This is a genomic window from Streptomyces sp. NPDC020845 (assembly GCF_044334165.1).
Taxonomy (GTDB): Bacteria; Actinomycetota; Actinomycetes; order Streptomycetales; family Streptomycetaceae; genus Streptomyces.
The window spans coordinates 1-14,863 of record NZ_JBIRSJ010000011.1; the positions used below are offsets into that span (position 1 = coordinate 1).

The window sequence follows — 14,863 nt, forward strand, 5'->3', positions numbered from 1 at the left end:
ACTGCCACCGACAAAGACTGAACAAGACCACCGACGACGCGAAAGGGTCCAAACTCAACCGTCCAAAATGGGTCACGGTTCAGCCGCCGCCGACAAAAATCGATCATCACGTGCCGGTCGCAGACGATCTCGACCCCGGGCCAGCTGGCCGCGTAAGCCGTACCGTCAGGGGGATACACCCCTTCACAAAGATTCGAGCCCGCACTCTCCTCGATCGTCCAGCCCGGATACAGACGCCGCATCATCGCGGACGTCCGACGCAGGTCCGCGGCACCCACCTGGCGCAACAGGTTCGGAACATCGCCATCGGCAAAAACGAGCAGACCGGTCTTGGCCCCCAAGGCCCCTCCCCAAGGCAGCAACACTCCACAGCCATCGCACCGTACCCACCCGCTCCGACACTCGGGCCACGAGCAAGGGCCATGGAACGGCAACTTGCCGGCACGGCCCGTGCACGCCGGGCTAGGTTGCAACCATGGAGCAGCTTCCGGACCACCCGGCAGACCAAGTCAACAGCAGGGAAGCCCTGGTGAGTCACATACTCAGCCTGCGTGACGATCTCCTCGAACGAGGCGATGAATGGGAAAACCCCACGCTTGAGCGCTACCTAGAGGCACTGGCGGCGTGGATCAAGGGATCACCAGGCTGGTATCGAAACTTCGGCCAGGAAATGCCGGCGGACGGCGACTGGACGTTCTTCGCTCGTGCACTGAGCGCCGCAGTCGTATACGAGTGACCAGTGGCTGCTGACGTGCCAGATGCGTGCCAGAACGAGCGGTAAGCCACGGTCAACGCGGGCCACTAGGAGCCCACGCCCAAGATCGCATCAGGAGCTGTTTACGCAGGTCAGCGCGGTGACTTGCCTCAATCAACCAGTGATTCCCAAGCTCAGAGCGCGGGTTCGATTCCCGTCACCCGCTCCAGTAAAAGCCCCAGGTCAGCGACCCGGGGCTTCTTCGTTCCCCCGGGCCGCTGACGTCTCCGTCAGCGCGACGACGCGCCGAGATCCGGCGCAACGCGATCACACTTGGGCTAAAGCGATCGAGACGCGTCGGGTGTTGTGTGGGGGACGAGGCGCGGGCGTAGGCTCAGGCCAGCGACCGCAACAACGGCCAGGCTCACGATGATCACGCAGACCGCCGCCCAGGAGACGTTTCGATGACCGAACAGCCTTCTGCCCCCGACGGGCCCTTGATCCCCATGCCGGCGCTCACTCCGGCAGCGCTCCGCGCAGCGGTCGCCCAGATTGCCCCCGCCCAGCTGCCTTCCTTCGTCGAACACCTCGACCGCGCAGTTGAACAAGCCGCTGCTCAGAGCACGATCGCTCCACTGCGCACCTTCCTGCAGTGGTGGGGCGAATTCGTCGCCATCCAGCGCTACCCGGCCCGCGCTGCACGCCTGCGCGAATTGGAAGCCGTAGCGGAAGAAGCAACAGACCGCGAGGCCCTGCGTTCCGCACTCGCCGAGATGCGACAGATCACAGAGTTGGCGCACCACGAGATCTCCGCGTGAGCGATACCTGGACCTGGGACTACGACCCCGATGCCGAGCACGTCGTAGGCGGCCTGCCGCACGAAGTCGTGGCCGAGGTAGAGCGCTTGGCTGAGCAGCTGACAGTCCTGGGCCGCGACGCGATCGACGTCGGCCGCGGAAACCCGCACGGCGGGGGCTGCGGACACAGGACATCTTCGGAGGGCGGGGCTTCTTCTTGTTCATGGCCCTGGAACGGCTCGAACTGGTTGTGATCACCCGCGTAACATGGCTCGGCTGATCAGCGACTACCGGGCAGCCTGCATGCATGCGATCGGCCCGCTGGCTGGTGCAAGGTGAGCCACGGTGGGGCGCGTCAGGACGCACACTGAGCGACCACGTGGCGTCCCCGCACCAGAAGCGCACCAGATACAGCGGTAAACAGCGGTCAATGACGGGTGCTGCGGCGGGCACACCAGCCCGCCGTCAGCACTCGTTTACGCTGGTCAGCGGCATGATCAGCGCCGAGCGCCCGGTGATTCCCAAGCTCAGAGCGCGGGTTCGATTCCCATCACCGCTCCACGACGAAGGCCCAGGTCAACGACCCGAGCCTTGTTTGTTGTCTAGACCTGTTTATGCCTCCCATGCCCGTGGCGTCGGACCCGACGCTCGTCTACGCGCACGGACACCCAGAGCGGAGGTGTTCTCAGGCGACGGTGTACTCGGCGTCCCCGAAGTCCGCGACCACCCGCAGCCGACCACCCAGCGCTTCGACGTAAGAGCGGATCGTGGCCAGCTCGGCGCGGTCCAATTCGCCGTGCTCGATCGCCGAAACCCGAGGTGTGGAGACCCCCATGGATGCGGCAACTTGGCGCTGAGTCAGCGCCTGCTCGCGCCGGACCTCTGCGAGCTTGTGAGCGCGTACCTCCGCGGTCAGCCGGTCCATCGCCGCCTGCTTCTCCTGCGCCGATCGCACCGGCAGCCCGGCGGCCTCGCGCCGCTCGCGCGCCTTGCGCCTGGTCTCCTCCCAGCTGACCGTGCTCATTCGTACTCCCTGATTTCAAGATCGGCCAGATGCGCCTGGTAACGCTTCTCCGCGATCGGGATGTGGGTGTTGTACCAGCCCTGCCAGTTTCCAGCCTTGTCGCCGGCCACCAGCAGCACGGCCCGCCGCACTGGATCGAACGCGAAGAGAATCCGGATCTCGCTGCTCCCGGACGACCCTGGTCTCAGCTCCTTCAAGTGATGGTTCTCAGCACCTTTGATTCGGTCGACCAGTGGGCGACCGAGCGTTGGACCCGTCTCCGCCAGCATGTCGATGGCGTCTTCCACCTGCTCGGCACTGTCCCAGTCTTCCTCGGCCAGCGTCTCGAACCACGCCGCAACCTCCGCGACGAGAATCACTTCCCATTGAGCCACGGCGCCGATGTTAACGCAAGCGTTAACCCGCCAGCCCCCTGATTCCCAAGCTCGGGTTTTGATCCGGCTGCCGCTCGGAACGGAGACCGGCCTCTACTCGCCGGTGCAACCGTGATCGGCCCACTTAGCGAGGAGGTCGGCCAAGCTGGCCAGCGGCGTCGTCATTGGCCAAGGTGGGCGCTCCTCGTGGCCCGCCAAGGTCAAGTGCACCACAGCCCAGGGGAAGGGACGGCCGGCAACGCTGAAGAGCACGTCGTCACATCCTTCGCACCGGGCAGCAGCAGAGACTCGGGCGCCATACAGCTGGTGTCCCGGAGCAAGCTCGCGGCGCAACTCCACTTCCAGTACGTGCATGCCACCATCAGGCACCCACCACGGAGCGGGGAGCTGCGACAGGTCATCCGGCGTGGGCTGCACAAGCAGATTCTTGCAGGGCCCCGGCCGGAAACTCATCAGCTGTACAGCGGTGTAGTACAGCAACCACCGAGACCGCAGCCCACCGCCACCAGCCGCAGCCGACCGGCTCACCAGCCCGGCCGACCTCAGCAACCCTCCCGCCCGTAGTTCGGGACGAAGCGCGGCGCGCACCAGATGCGCACCAGATAGAACGGTAAACAGCGGTCAACGACGGGTACTGTGGCGGGTACACGGGCCCACCGTCAGCACTCGTTTACGCAGGTCACCTGCGTGATCAGCGCCGATCGCCCGGTGATTCGCAAGCTCAGAGCGCGGGTTCGATTCCCGTCACCCGCTCCACGACGAAGGCCCAGGTCAGCGTCCCGGGCCTTGTTTGCTTGGAGGGACCGAGGCGTCGACTGCGCGCATACTGGAGTATGCTTGCCTTATGTCTGCCACGACGCGCATCACCGTCACCCTGCCCACCGAGCAGGTCACCGAGCTGAGGAAGCTCACGGACAACGTGTCCGGCTATGTGGCTGAAGCGGTCGCCCGCCAGATCCGGCACCAACTCCTCGGCGAGGATCTGCGGCGCCATCAGGAGGAGCAAGGTGCCTTCACGGACGAAGAGCTGACCGAAGCTCGCGCCAGGATCTTCGGCACCGCCAACCGTGCCGGCCATACGGACGCTGCGTGAGCACACGCCTTGAGACCGTCGTCCTGGACTCCCAGGGATTGTCCGCATGGGTTGCCCAGGACCGGAAGGTTCTCGCGATGTTCGAGGTGTTCCACGGAATGGGAGCTGATCTCGTCGTCAGTGCCAACACCATCGTCGAAGTCAGCCATTCGCGAGTGAATCTCCCACGCCTGAACTGGGCCCTCTCACGAGTCAAGGTCGAACCCGTCACCGAACAGGCGGCCAAGGCAGCCGCCGAACTGCTCAAGTCAGCAGGACTGCACGGGCACAAATACGCGGTCGACGCCACCGTCGCTGAGGCAGCACTACGCCAGCCGGCACCAGTCGCCGTGCTCACCTCCGACACCGACGACATGGCAAAGCTCTGCAATGACCGCGTGCGACTGATCGGCCTATGAGGCGCGGAGCTCTTACGACAGACAGATGCGCGGTGGACGACGCACCAGATGCGCACCAGATTGAGCGGTAAACAGCGGTCAAATGGCGGGTGCTGTGGCGGGCACACCACCGTCAGTGCTCGTTTTCCCTGGTCAGCGGCATGATCAGCGTCGAGCGCCCGGTGATTCCCAAGCTCAGAGCGCGGGTTCGATTCCCATCACCGCTCCACGACGAAGGCCCAGGTCAACGACCCGGGCCTTGTTTGTTGTCAGACCTCCTCCATTTACATGCCGCTGGAACCCCTGGCCGACGCCTCCTTCGCTCTGGCATGCCCCGGCAACCCTCCCCTGCGGAATAATCGAGTCAAGGCATCAACGACCAGCGTCTCCAAGCTCCGCCGCACCAAGTTCGCACGGCGGCTACCGGCCGAGCTCTCGGAGCTCGCCAACCCGGCCCATGGCACTGTCAGCCTGCCGCTGCACATGGCATGGTCCGGGCTCACCCAGTTCGACCTCGACCAGCCCCGCCTCAGGATGAGCTTCTACCGGATCGTCCTGGCCGAGGGCATGCGCGACGATCTGGCGCAGTACCTCAACCATGGCCTACTGATCAGCATGTGGCCCACCCTCCGTACCTTGATCAGCCGCGATATCCGCGACACCGGGGAAAGCGCCTTCACCGAGCTGACTGCCCACACGACGGCTGTCGCGTGACCTCACAGACCTGCACCGGCGGCTCCTCGCAGACGTGCTCGCCGTCCGAGGCCCCTACCCCTTCGTTCTCACCGGCGGCTACGCCGTAAAAGCGCACGGGCTGGTCGACCGACTCAGCCAAGATTTGGACGTCGCTACCGAGAACCCGGAACGGATGGAGAACATCGCGGCGACGGTAGGCGCGGGTTTGGAAGAACGCGGTTGGCATGTCCGGGCATTGGAGACCGCCCCCTTGTCCGCGCGGTTGATCGTCACCGACATTGGCAGCGGAGAAGAGTGTGAGGTCGACATCCTCAAAGAAGCACTCTGGCGCCCGCCGGTGGAGACCGAACACGGTCTGGTGCTCTCCCTTGAAGACGTGGTCGGCACCAAAGTGCGCGCACTGAGGTTTTCTCACTGAAGATCACTTCCAGTGGCAGTTGAGAGCGAGGGCGGCTCGGGCTATGTCGCCGATTCGACTGGGGCTCAGGGTGACGCGCTTCAGTGTGCGCCAGCGTTCCTTGAGCTCGGCGGCGGTGCGCTGGCCGAGGGCACGGAGGTCTCTGATCAGGGTGTTCGTGGTGCGGGTGTCGGCGTCGAGAGCTTGTTCTGACTTCCCTTTCGGGCGGCGGACCGGGACGTGGACGCCGATACCGGCGCCGATGCAGCCCTTGTCGGCCAGGGTCGGCAGGCCGTCGGCGGCCGCCTTGTACAACGCGGGCAGGACGTGCAGCCGGGCGGCGGTGATGTCCGGGGTGGAGCCTGGCTCGGCATCGGAGACCCACAACGAGGTTCCGTCAGGGGCCGCGAGGAACTGGACATTGCCGCCGAAGCTCTTATGTTTCTGGCTGAACCACAGGTCGTTGCCGTTGTCCCGGGTTTCGGTGAGGCGGTCGCTCTCGATGAGCATCCCGTCGAGGATCACGTGACTCATCCCCTCTTGGCGGCAGCGGTTCAATACCTCGTGCAGGTCAGGGGCTTGAGCGGCGAGGACGTCGATGGCCTCGTGCAGGTAGCGGTAGCCGGTGGCCTGCGAGACTCCGGCGTCCCTGGCCAGGCAGTGCACGCAGCCGCGCTCACGGAACCAGCGCAGCACCATGACCGCCTGCCGGAATGTGCCCAGGACCCGCGACCCACGGGGCGTGTTGAGGCGCCGGCGATGCGCGGCGAGCAACCGGGAGAGGTGCACCACGATGTGGCGCGGGACATCGAGCGTGGCAGCATGGGTGACCAACGTGCAGCCTCTGGTTCAGCGGACGATCTTGCGGTGAGAGCCGTCCTACCAGGGGCTCCACATGCATCTGCTCCGTCGCCGACTGGGAGCGACATGTCAACGAGCAACGCCCTGCCATCGGGCAGGGGGTTGCTCGAGATGGTCTGTTTCAGGATGCCTTTTGGTCGGCGGGTTTCTCGATCTCGGTGGTCACCCGTGCCCCTCGGAAGAGCACCGGGAGCCACAGGAGACATGCCAGCAGGGGGACCGCGGCGTAGGTGGCCATGCCCACACTGGAGCCCAGCCCGTCCATGAGCTCGCCGAGGACGAGATAGCCGATGCCGATGAGCGCCGACTCCACGAATGCGATCATCGACAGCAGGCTCGCCCGGTGGCGCGACGGCACGGCCTCGTTGAACACGTTGTCCACGATCACAGCGGTGATCTCGGGAATCCCGACCAGGGCCAGGAACGCGGCGATGGTGACCCAGACAAGGCCGAGGCCGCTGAGGCCGAGTGCCGCGGCGAGCGTCAGGAGGGACACCGGGACTATGACCCGATACCCGATGCGCCGGTCCGCGCGGTCCGACAGCAGCGGAGTGAGCCCGCCAGTGAAGAATCCCGCCGATATGACCACGCTGACCAATGCGGTGCCCGCTCCCTGATCGGAGAGGGTCTTCTGGGTAAAAATGATGTACGGCGTCAAAGTCGCATGCATCAATCCGGACACCACGACAAGCGTCACGAGCGCCGGCGTGGCGACCCGAAGCATCGCCCGCCATGCTGTGGCGTCGCCGTGCTCCTCCTCGGTTCCGTCCTGCTCGTCCACCGCGTCCGCGCCGCGGATCTCGGGCACCCGTGACCTCAGCACCACCACGGCCAGGACGAGGCACGCCGCCGAACCGACGTAGACGACTCCCCAGGAGATCTGCTGCAGTTGGCCGCCGAGGACGATGGCGGCTCCCGAGGTGACCGTCCCGAGCATGGTGAACCGGGACTTGATCTTGACGTAGTTGGCCGTTGCACCACGACGCACGAGCAGGTCGTACAGCAGGGCGGTGTCCGAACCGGACACACATGCCATGCCCACGCCCTGCCCGATGAACAGCGCCAGGAACACCCAGTAGTTGGAGAACGCCACCTGACCGAGCAGACATCCAGCTATCAGCACCTGGCCGATCACGATGCCGGCACGCCTGCCAATTCGGTCGGCGATGACTCCCGTCGGCAACTCCGCAAGTCCGCTGACCAGGTAGAGCAGTGTCTGCAGTAGGGCCACTTGCCCGGCGGAGAAGCCTCGTTGCTGAAGGAAGAGGACGAATACGCCGCGCTGGAACAGCGTGTTGGCGAGCACGGCGTATACGTAGAACGGGCGCGTGACACTTCGTGCTGCATTGTCGACTGCAGCCGACCCGCTAAGGGCCTCCGTGGTGCCGGTCATGCTGCGGGCTCCCTGGTGACTCCGGTGATCATTAGTGTTGGGCCTCCGCCGCCGACCGGAACCTCCAGTCCATACTTCGCGCAGGATATTGGGCCGACCCTCCGGGAACCGTTGCCAGCGCCGCGGCCATCCTCACAGCCCGCAAGCACGGCCTCAACCCCATGACCGCCCTGCGCGACCTCTTCGCTCGAAACGTCTGGCTGCCGCCCGCTCACACGTAATCAAGCACCTGAGCAGTCACCCTCGATCCACCGCGTGAACTCCGATGATCCTTTTCGACCGGTTTCCGGAGACTTCTCCAGTCCGAGGCAGCGCGAGTCGCCGGGTGGCCGTCCGGGCGGGGTCTCGCCCGGGTCCGCGCCTCCCCAATCACGAGCGGGCGGGCCGAGCTATCCCTCAACCACGGAGAACGCAACATTGTTCGACCCGCCCGGACGGGAGCGGAGGCCGCCCATGAACGTGCCGACGGGCAAGGGCAAACCGCGCGCCAAGGAGGCACGTTCAGCCGTCATGGTCCCGGTGTCGGCGGCATTCCGGAAGAGTTCATGGCCGGACGTTGATCAGGGGAGTGATGTCGGTGCCTTACCGGGCGTCAGCGGACGGGGCTGCGCCGCCTATGGTTGCGGCGGATGAGACATCAGGACGTGCTGCGGCGTTCCTGGCCTGCCTGCGGGCCTTCCTCGGTGATCGAGCGGGCTCGGCCGGTGCCGGTGTCGATGAGGATCTGCTTGGCCTGCGTGACGTTGTCGACGCGGACGGCCCGGGCCATCGCCGTGCGTGCCGCGTCGGGCGTCGCGTGCGGCGGGACCACCAGCAGGGAGAAGAGATCTCGATCGCCTCGGGTGATGAGGATGGTGTCGTCACCCACCGGGAACGAGTCGATGTGCACGATACGGTCGTCGATGATCATTCGTGTCGGCAGTTCTTCCCAGGCGCTGGAGTCCAGGCCGACGCGCATGACGGGCCCGAGGTGCTCGGTCAGCGCGGTGACCAGGGCGGGAAGCTCGGCGTGCAGGTCTCGGGAACGCGGCCACCAGGCACCGTCGAGAATGCCCTCACGGGTATGCGTCGTCGCCAACCGCAGCAGGGCTGTTCCAGGCTTCACAGCATGGTGGATCGCGTCCGGCAGAAGATTCATTTGTCGCGGGGTCTCGGCGTCGGACATGGTCTGCTCACCCTCTGCGGGGTTCGGTGGGCCGCCGGTTTCACCGTACTCCGAGCCCACGCCCAGGCTCACCCACGCCCTGCGGACACAGACCCGGGTTCCTGAAGAAGTCGCTGATCACACGGGGGCTCAGCGGCCCACGCCCGGAGTACAGTGAAAACACCGGGAGCACTTCGTACACCGGCTTCCACGCAGGTGTCGTTCTCGGCGAGCAACAACACCGGGACGTTGAAGATGCGCCCGGGGACGGGTCCGCGCCATGACCGTGACCATCGGCCGTACGACCACCCATGAGCGCGCGCCCTCGCCACCGGCCCGCCTGTCCCTGACTCCGGTGAGCCCGGTTCCAGGTCTTCTGGACGGTGCGTGGTGGCCTCGCTCCCGGGATCTCCTCCATGAGCTGCCCGCCCTGACGGACGTGCTGGACGCACGCTGGGGCCGTATCACTCGCGTCTCCGTGAACCCGGCCCATTGGCCCGTAATCCCGCGCAAGGTGCCGGTGACCGGGCACACGGTGCACGTGGGCTGGTTCACCGACGAGCAGGACCCGCACAAGTTGATTCTGCTCTCCTACACCGCGGGCCGCTGGGACCTTCTGGTGGTCCCGCCGGAGACGAGTGCGGCCGCCGCCGCCCGGCTGATGGCCGCCGCGGCCACCCCCGGCAGTCTCCTCACCGCCAGCGGTCTGATGGCGAACGAAACCGCCACCCGTGACGCCCGGGAGGCGCTCACCCGGGAGGAGGAGTGGGAGACCGATGGCGGGCCCGCCCCTACGGCGGCCGGCATCCGAACCCGACCGGACTCCTGAGCTCCGCCCAAGGGAGGTGAGGATGTGGAGACCGTCATCACCGTGTTCGTGATTATCGCCATGATCATGCTCGGAGTGCTGCTGATCCATCGGCTCAATGGCCGGCACAACGAGCGGATCGCAGCATTCCACTACAGCGACGCCCTGGCGGGAGTCGGCCGACGGAGCCGGAAGAGCCAGCCGGCAAGCCCTCCGGATCACCCGTCGTCACCGCCTCACCCCCAACCCCGCGACGGGGCCGCAAAAGACGCATGACCTTCTCCTGGCCTGGGCCGGTGGGTGCGAAGCGTGGCCCCACGCTCACCGCCCCGTCTTCCTGATGAAACGAGGTCACCATGCAGCCACCCGAATCACCCTCGGCAGGGCGCGCCGAGGTGCGTATCGTCTCCGCGTCCCCCGAGGCCGCCCGTCAGGTCGCCGAGGTACTCCGTCGTTGCTTCGCCAGCACCGAGCAGCGCAGCTACCCTGCCGGCGCCGACGGCGGAACCCGGCTCCATCTCACCGTGGACACCACGCACATGGCAGGGCCGGCGCGGTCCTGGCTGCTGGCAAGTCAGTCCTCCGGACAAGACCGCCCGCAGACGGATGAAGTCTGAAGCGATGCCCCTCAACGGGCGCGGGCAGGGCACCGCCGCCCCGTGTCCATGTACTCCTCGCACTCCTCGGCGGTGCCCTGCACGTGTGGACGGCAACCATGGCAACACTGCGCGAGCGGAAGAACTACCGCGAAGCGATCATGAAGGCTCTGTACGAGGCCGTGGAAGGCAATCGCCTCCTCGGCATCACCGGGGCGAAGCTGCGCGACGAGCTCCAGGTCCCTGAGCAGGATCTGGCGGCCGCCTGCGCATATCTGGCGGGCGAGGGGCTCATCACAGTCGACTGGGCACGAGGAAATACACCCGCGATGGCCACGCTGACGCACCAGGGGATCCGGCTGATGGAGGGCGAAGAGGAGGAGGAACGTGGCTGACGGGGCGCGGGCCTTCCCGCCCAGGTGCCGTATTACCCAAAGAGTCTGTGATGCCGGAAAAGAGCCCCAGGCATAGCATGGTGAGTGGGCCGGTGCACTCTCACGTGCAACCGGCCCGAAAGGGCGGCCCCGGTGTGTTTACGCCGGGGCCGTTGTGTCGCCGTCGGCGCGACGGCAGGGAGCAGGGCAATATCCACGAGGTGATCCTCGCTCTGCATGCGCCTCGACGGTGCGAGCACCTCTAAAGGCCGAGGAACAGGACACGGTACCGACGGCTGTGCAGCTCACGGCGGTCTTCAGAGTGCGTCGCTCGGCTGATGCGGTAACCACGGCAAGGCGCCTCCGGCGGGGCGCGCACATTGCTCCTCGGCCGCCTCAGGCACCGGTCGCGCTCCGGCGACCTGGCGGCGGGTGTCGCAGACCCTCATGTGCGCGATGCTGGGGTGGAGGAGGCAGCAGGACCGAAATGCGGCGAACAGCACTGAGGCTCGCCTCTGTGTGAGGCGCTGCGGCGAAACGAGGTCGCCATGACGGAAGGTGCACGGGACTTCCGTAAAGTCACCGTGGATCGGTCAGAGGGATTCGGTGAGCGGCTGCTGGGTGTGCTGCTGGACCGGGCTCACGAGATGCCGCCCCAGCTGATCGCCCCGCTGGTTGCGGAGGAAGTGGGCAGGATCGGCGGGCGGGACGTCTCGATCCTCCTTCAGGACTACGACCAGCTGATGCTGGCTCCCCTGCCGGGCATGAGACTCGTGGTCGGGGAGCCCGAGCGGATCGACGATTCTCAGGCCGGCAGGGCTTTTCTCAGCGCGACGATAGTGGAACAGCCGCAGGCCGGTGGTGTACGGATGTTCCTGCCGCTGTTGGACGGCAGCGACGTGGTGGGGGTGCTGGCCGTCACCCTGAGCACCGTCGATGACGACGACCGGCGGTTGCTGCGGCGCCTGGCCAGCCTGGTCGCCGACATGCTGGTCACCAAGAACAGCTATACCGATCAGTTCTTCCAGGCCCGGCGCCGTGAGCCGATGAGCCTGGCCGCGGAGATCCAATGGTCACTGCTGCCCCCGCTGACCATGGTCACCCCGCAGGTCGCGGTGGCCGGAATCCTCGAGCCCGCCTACGACGTCGCGGGTGACAGTTTCGACTACGCCCTGAACGACGACGTCCTGCACGTGGCCGTCATCGATGCCATGGGTCACGGGCTGGACGCCGCCGTGCTGGCCACCGTCGCCATCGGCGCCTACCGGCACGCCAGACGCGCCGACGTCGGCCTCGCCGACCTGTACATGTTCATGGACACGGCCATCGACAAGCAGTTCGGGCCCGACCACTTCGTCACGGCGCAGATGATGCGCCTCGATATCGGAACCGGCCACCTGCAATGGGTCAACGCCGGGCACCCGGCACCCCTGCTGATCCGTGACCACCGCGTCGTCCAGGCGCTGGAGAGCCCGGGCACCCTGCCCGTCGGCTTCGGCGGCGCCACCCCGCAGATCAGCGACCAGGCGCTGTCCCGCGGCGACCGGATCCTCTTCTTCACCGACGGTCTCGTCGAGGAGCACCGCACCGGCGAAGAGCAGTTCGGCGAGGAGCGACTGCTCGACTTCGTGGACCGCGCGGGGTGCGCGGGCGAAGGCGTACAGGAAATGGTGCGCGGCCTGTCCCACACCCTGATGCAAGAACGCGGCGGGGTCACCACCGACGACGCGACGCTCTTCCTGATCGAGTGGTGCGGGGGCACCGCCGACCATCTCGTCACGGCAGAAACATGACCAGCAGGTTCCCCCTGGCTCCGCGGGCGGGGCGTGGCGGCCCGACGCCACGCCCCCACAGGGGCTCAGCGCGGCCTCGCCCCACCCTCACCGCACCCGCCCCGACGCTGCTTCGGCCCCCAGCGTTGGTCTCAGCGGCTACGGAAGCGTTCGCTGCTGGGCACCCCGGCACGGAGACAGCCACAGCGGCTGGACGCGGCGTTCGGGCTTGCCTCTGCAAGGCAGGCCGCAGGCCGGGTGGGCTTGCAGGCGATGCAGCCCGCTGAACCGACGGAAACGAAGAACCTTCTGCGCATCCGCTGGCCTCGTGCCCTATCCATGCCCTTCGCAGCAGTCAGCAGCGGTCAAAAACGCCGCGATCAAGCCCCGCGCACACGCCCTACGGGCCACGTTTTCCCTGGTCAGCGGCACCACAGCGCCTGAGAGGGTGTCATTGATTCCCAAGCTCAGAGTGCGGGTTCGACCCGTCACCCGCTCCACTACGAAGGCCCGCCGCGCAGGTAGGCCGGTTGTGATCGCACCAGATCTTCGTTAGTGGCGCGTTACTGGAACGGTAGCCGTCACTGACAACGTGAGTATCACACCGGGCGAAACGTCGTTGGGTGTACTAGTCCGCTGATGACGAAGAAGGTCTTCCCATGCTGATCGCCGGCCCCCGAGTCCGTGTGTTCGCCGGTGCCGGTCTGCTGGTGACTGCCGCGATGCTCGCCACCGCTTGCCAGTCCTCGGACGACGCGAGTGGTCAGTCCGGTGGCTCGTCGGCATCCGCCAAGGCTGTGGCTGTGGCTGTGGCTGTGGCTGGCAAGGACACCGGCTCTGGTTCATCGACCAAGTCCTTCACTGCGACGGACGAAGGAACCCAGGATGGTGTCGGCGCCGACACCGGCAACGGCGAACGCGGCAAGGTCGGGCAGAAGTGCGGGGCCAACGACATTTCCTGGAGCACCAGAGCCGAGTCGCAGGCCGGCGGATACATCCTGATCATCACGAAGGCCAAGTCAGGGATCACCTGTCTCCTGCCCGCCGAGCTTCCCACGGTGGCCTTCGGGTCGGACGGCACCGAGGCCGGCCCTGCGGAACAGGCCGTGGGCCAGCAGATCACGCTGGGCAAGGGAGTCATCGCCTACGCCGGGGTGAACCCGAAGACCACCAAGGAAAACGGTGGCAAAGAACTGAACAGCATCATCGTCGGCGTCGGTGCTGACGACGCCACCCCGGTCTCCCCGCCGGTCGACACCAGCACCGTCGACGAGCCCATCGTCACCAACCGGCACACCTCCGCAACGGATGCCGTTCCCTTCGACGGCGGAACGGACCAGTAGCTCGCCGGCCGCCGGCTTCCCACGAAGGCAGGTGGCGGGGGGCACTCGGACGGGGCAGCGCACCGATCAGCCGTGATGGGCGGGTGCCTCCCAAGCCCAGGGCGCGAGTTCGTCACCCATATCTCACCTTGCAGCAACGACGTCAGGAGTTCGTAGATGCTTCGCAAGCGCTCAGGTCTGATCGCCGCCCCGATCGCGGCTGTCGCCTTGACCCTGGCTGTCGCCGGTTACCAGGCCACTGCGGCCGGGTCGTCGCCCTCGGGCGGCGCAGGGCGGGCCGGCACGGCCACCGAGGCGACGGCCCCGTGCCTGGCCGGCGCCACGACGCTGGTCGGCGATCTCGACGGTGACGGCCACCCGGACAAGATCACGAATCCGGGGCACACCGGAACCAAGATGACGATCCAGTGGGGGGCCGCGGACGGTTCGTTCGGAGAGAAGCAGGCGGTCAGCAAACTCCTGGGCGCGAAGAAGGGGGAGGTCGCGTCCGCCGCGGTCGCCGACTTCCAGAACGACGGCACCCTGGACATGGTCGTCAACCTCGTCGAGCCGTCCGGCGGGGACGACTCCTCGACAGCGCGCGTCGCGGAATACCGCCCCGGCCCGCTCAAGCGGGCGAACCTGAGCTCCGCCCATTCCCGGCACTCCGACATTGGCGACCACGGCGAGGTCCAGCAGCTTCGGATCGCCAACTACGGCGACGACGCCTACCCGGACCTCGCGATCCTCAACAACCCCGGAGACGGGCAACTGGATCGGGACGTGCGCCTGTCGCAGCCGGACAGTGGCCCGGGGAACTACGACTACGCGCTGATGAAGAAGTACGGCGAGTACGCGTCCACGGCCGAGCCGCCGGCCATGCCCAGCGACGGCTGGACCCAGTTCTACAAGCCCTGCTCCTGACCACAACCGGCCGCCCGTCGGCCTCCTGACACCGGAGGGCCGACGGGCGGCCACCTCTGGACGGCTCCCTCCTCCACGGTGAACGCAGTAGGCGGATGAGGGCGCGCACATAGTCTCGGCCTCCGAGCCGGAAACCTGCGTTTCGCGGCTCTCGTCCGTCACTCTCCCATTGTGGACTTCGAGAGCCCGCACCCGGCGGGCGTGCAGGAGGACCGGA

The 14,863-nt window shown here is 66.6% G+C and carries 18 protein-coding genes and 1 pseudogene; 13 read left to right on the plus strand and 6 right to left on the minus strand.

Features of this window, described 5'->3' with window-relative positions; translation table 11 throughout:
- Window positions 1-341 (minus strand): DUF6928 family protein (locus tag ACH4U7_RS28490; RefSeq protein WP_398530677.1); only part of this gene is annotated, 341 nt, incomplete at its 3' end.
- Between the two features lie 134 nt (window positions 342-475).
- On the opposite strand from ACH4U7_RS28490, the gene ACH4U7_RS28495 reads away from it, so the two are divergent.
- Together ACH4U7_RS28495 and ACH4U7_RS28500 are read left to right on the plus strand one after the other, a co-directional pair.
- On the plus strand, window positions 476-736 hold the full coding sequence (locus ACH4U7_RS28495; RefSeq protein ID WP_398530678.1) for a hypothetical protein: 261 nt from the start codon (window positions 476-478) through the stop codon (window positions 734-736).
- A gap of 422 nt (window positions 737-1,158) precedes the next feature.
- Entirely contained in the window at window positions 1,159-1,512 is a 354-nt protein-coding gene (locus tag ACH4U7_RS28500) for a DUF6247 family protein (RefSeq protein WP_346174583.1), read from the plus strand.
- A 664-nt stretch (window positions 1,513-2,176) separates the two neighbouring features.
- On the opposite strand, the gene ACH4U7_RS28505 is transcribed toward ACH4U7_RS28500, so the two are convergent.
- Both ACH4U7_RS28505 and ACH4U7_RS28510 read right to left on the minus strand, forming a co-directional pair.
- Window positions 2,177-2,515: an XRE family transcriptional regulator gene (locus tag ACH4U7_RS28505; protein ID WP_398530679.1), complete on the minus strand. Its 339-nt coding sequence runs from the start codon at window positions 2,513-2,515 to the stop codon at window positions 2,177-2,179.
- Window positions 2,512-2,898, minus strand: a complete 387-nt coding sequence (locus ACH4U7_RS28510; protein ID WP_398531018.1) for a type II toxin-antitoxin system RelE/ParE family toxin — start codon at window positions 2,896-2,898, stop codon at window positions 2,512-2,514. The genes ACH4U7_RS28505 and ACH4U7_RS28510 overlap by 4 nt, the downstream gene beginning before the upstream one ends.
- Window positions 2,899-3,733: 835 nt before the next feature.
- Between ACH4U7_RS28510 and ACH4U7_RS28515 the strand changes: the two genes are divergently transcribed.
- From ACH4U7_RS28515 to ACH4U7_RS28530, 4 genes and pseudogenes are all read left to right on the plus strand, one after another.
- On the plus strand, window positions 3,734-3,982 hold the full coding sequence (locus ACH4U7_RS28515; RefSeq protein WP_398530680.1) for a hypothetical protein: 249 nt from the start codon (window positions 3,734-3,736) through the stop codon (window positions 3,980-3,982).
- Window positions 3,979-4,380: a PIN domain-containing protein gene (locus tag ACH4U7_RS28520; protein ID WP_398530681.1), complete on the plus strand. Its 402-nt coding sequence runs from the start codon at window positions 3,979-3,981 to the stop codon at window positions 4,378-4,380. The genes ACH4U7_RS28515 and ACH4U7_RS28520 overlap by 4 nt, the downstream gene beginning before the upstream one ends.
- A 267-nt stretch (window positions 4,381-4,647) precedes the next feature.
- Complete coding sequence (locus ACH4U7_RS28525) at window positions 4,648-5,073, plus strand: transcriptional regulator (RefSeq protein ID WP_398530682.1); 426 nt, start codon at window positions 4,648-4,650, stop codon at window positions 5,071-5,073.
- Window positions 5,063-5,458: pseudogene (locus tag ACH4U7_RS28530) on the plus strand (nucleotidyl transferase AbiEii/AbiGii toxin family protein); the annotation flags it as partial. The gene ACH4U7_RS28525 and the pseudogene ACH4U7_RS28530, both read left to right, overlap by 11 nt.
- Window positions 5,459-5,476: 18 nt before the next feature.
- Here the strand turns inward: ACH4U7_RS28530 and ACH4U7_RS28535 are convergent.
- The 3 genes from ACH4U7_RS28535 to ACH4U7_RS28545 form a co-directional block, all read right to left on the minus strand.
- Window positions 5,477-6,286 carry a transposase family protein gene (locus ACH4U7_RS28535; protein ID WP_398530683.1) on the minus strand — a complete coding sequence of 270 codons (810 nt, stop codon included), beginning with the start codon at window positions 6,284-6,286 and terminating at the stop codon, window positions 5,477-5,479.
- A 148-nt stretch (window positions 6,287-6,434) separates the two neighbouring features.
- Entirely contained in the window at window positions 6,435-7,706 is a 1,272-nt protein-coding gene (locus ACH4U7_RS28540) for an MFS transporter (RefSeq protein ID WP_398530684.1), read from the minus strand.
- Between the two features lie 637 nt (window positions 7,707-8,343).
- Complete coding sequence (locus ACH4U7_RS28545) at window positions 8,344-8,871, minus strand: DUF5994 family protein (RefSeq protein WP_398530685.1); 528 nt, start codon at window positions 8,869-8,871, stop codon at window positions 8,344-8,346.
- A gap of 259 nt (window positions 8,872-9,130) precedes the next feature.
- Here ACH4U7_RS28545 and ACH4U7_RS28550 point away from each other — a divergent pair, with 259 nt between their 5' ends.
- The 7 genes from ACH4U7_RS28550 to ACH4U7_RS28580 all read left to right on the plus strand — a co-directional run bounded on the left by ACH4U7_RS28550 (window position 9,131) and on the right by ACH4U7_RS28580 (window position 14,646).
- The gene (locus ACH4U7_RS28550; protein ID WP_398530686.1) at window positions 9,131-9,679 is read left to right on the plus strand and encodes a DUF5994 family protein; all 549 of its coding nucleotides are present in this window, start codon (window positions 9,131-9,133) and stop codon (window positions 9,677-9,679) included.
- Between the two features lie 24 nt (window positions 9,680-9,703).
- Complete coding sequence (locus ACH4U7_RS28555; protein ID WP_398530687.1) at window positions 9,704-9,934, plus strand: hypothetical protein; 231 nt, start codon at window positions 9,704-9,706, stop codon at window positions 9,932-9,934.
- An 80-nt stretch (window positions 9,935-10,014) separates the two neighbouring features.
- Window positions 10,015-10,275, plus strand: a complete 261-nt coding sequence (locus ACH4U7_RS28560; RefSeq protein WP_398530688.1) for a hypothetical protein — start codon at window positions 10,015-10,017, stop codon at window positions 10,273-10,275.
- A 98-nt stretch (window positions 10,276-10,373) separates the two neighbouring features.
- Window positions 10,374-10,649, plus strand: coding sequence for a hypothetical protein (locus ACH4U7_RS28565; protein ID WP_014178208.1), 276 nt, complete (start codon window positions 10,374-10,376; stop codon window positions 10,647-10,649).
- Window positions 10,650-11,176: 527 nt separating this feature from the next.
- Window positions 11,177-12,421, plus strand: coding sequence for a PP2C family protein-serine/threonine phosphatase (locus ACH4U7_RS28570; protein ID WP_398530689.1), 1,245 nt, complete (start codon window positions 11,177-11,179; stop codon window positions 12,419-12,421).
- Window positions 12,422-13,059: 638 nt separating this feature from the next.
- A complete protein-coding gene (locus tag ACH4U7_RS28575; protein ID WP_398530690.1) occupies window positions 13,060-13,743 on the plus strand; it encodes a hypothetical protein in 684 nt (227 codons plus the stop codon).
- 156 nt (window positions 13,744-13,899) lie between these two features.
- Entirely contained in the window at window positions 13,900-14,646 is a 747-nt protein-coding gene (locus ACH4U7_RS28580) for an FG-GAP repeat domain-containing protein (protein ID WP_398530691.1), read from the plus strand.
- Window positions 14,647-14,863: the final 217 nt, after the last annotated feature.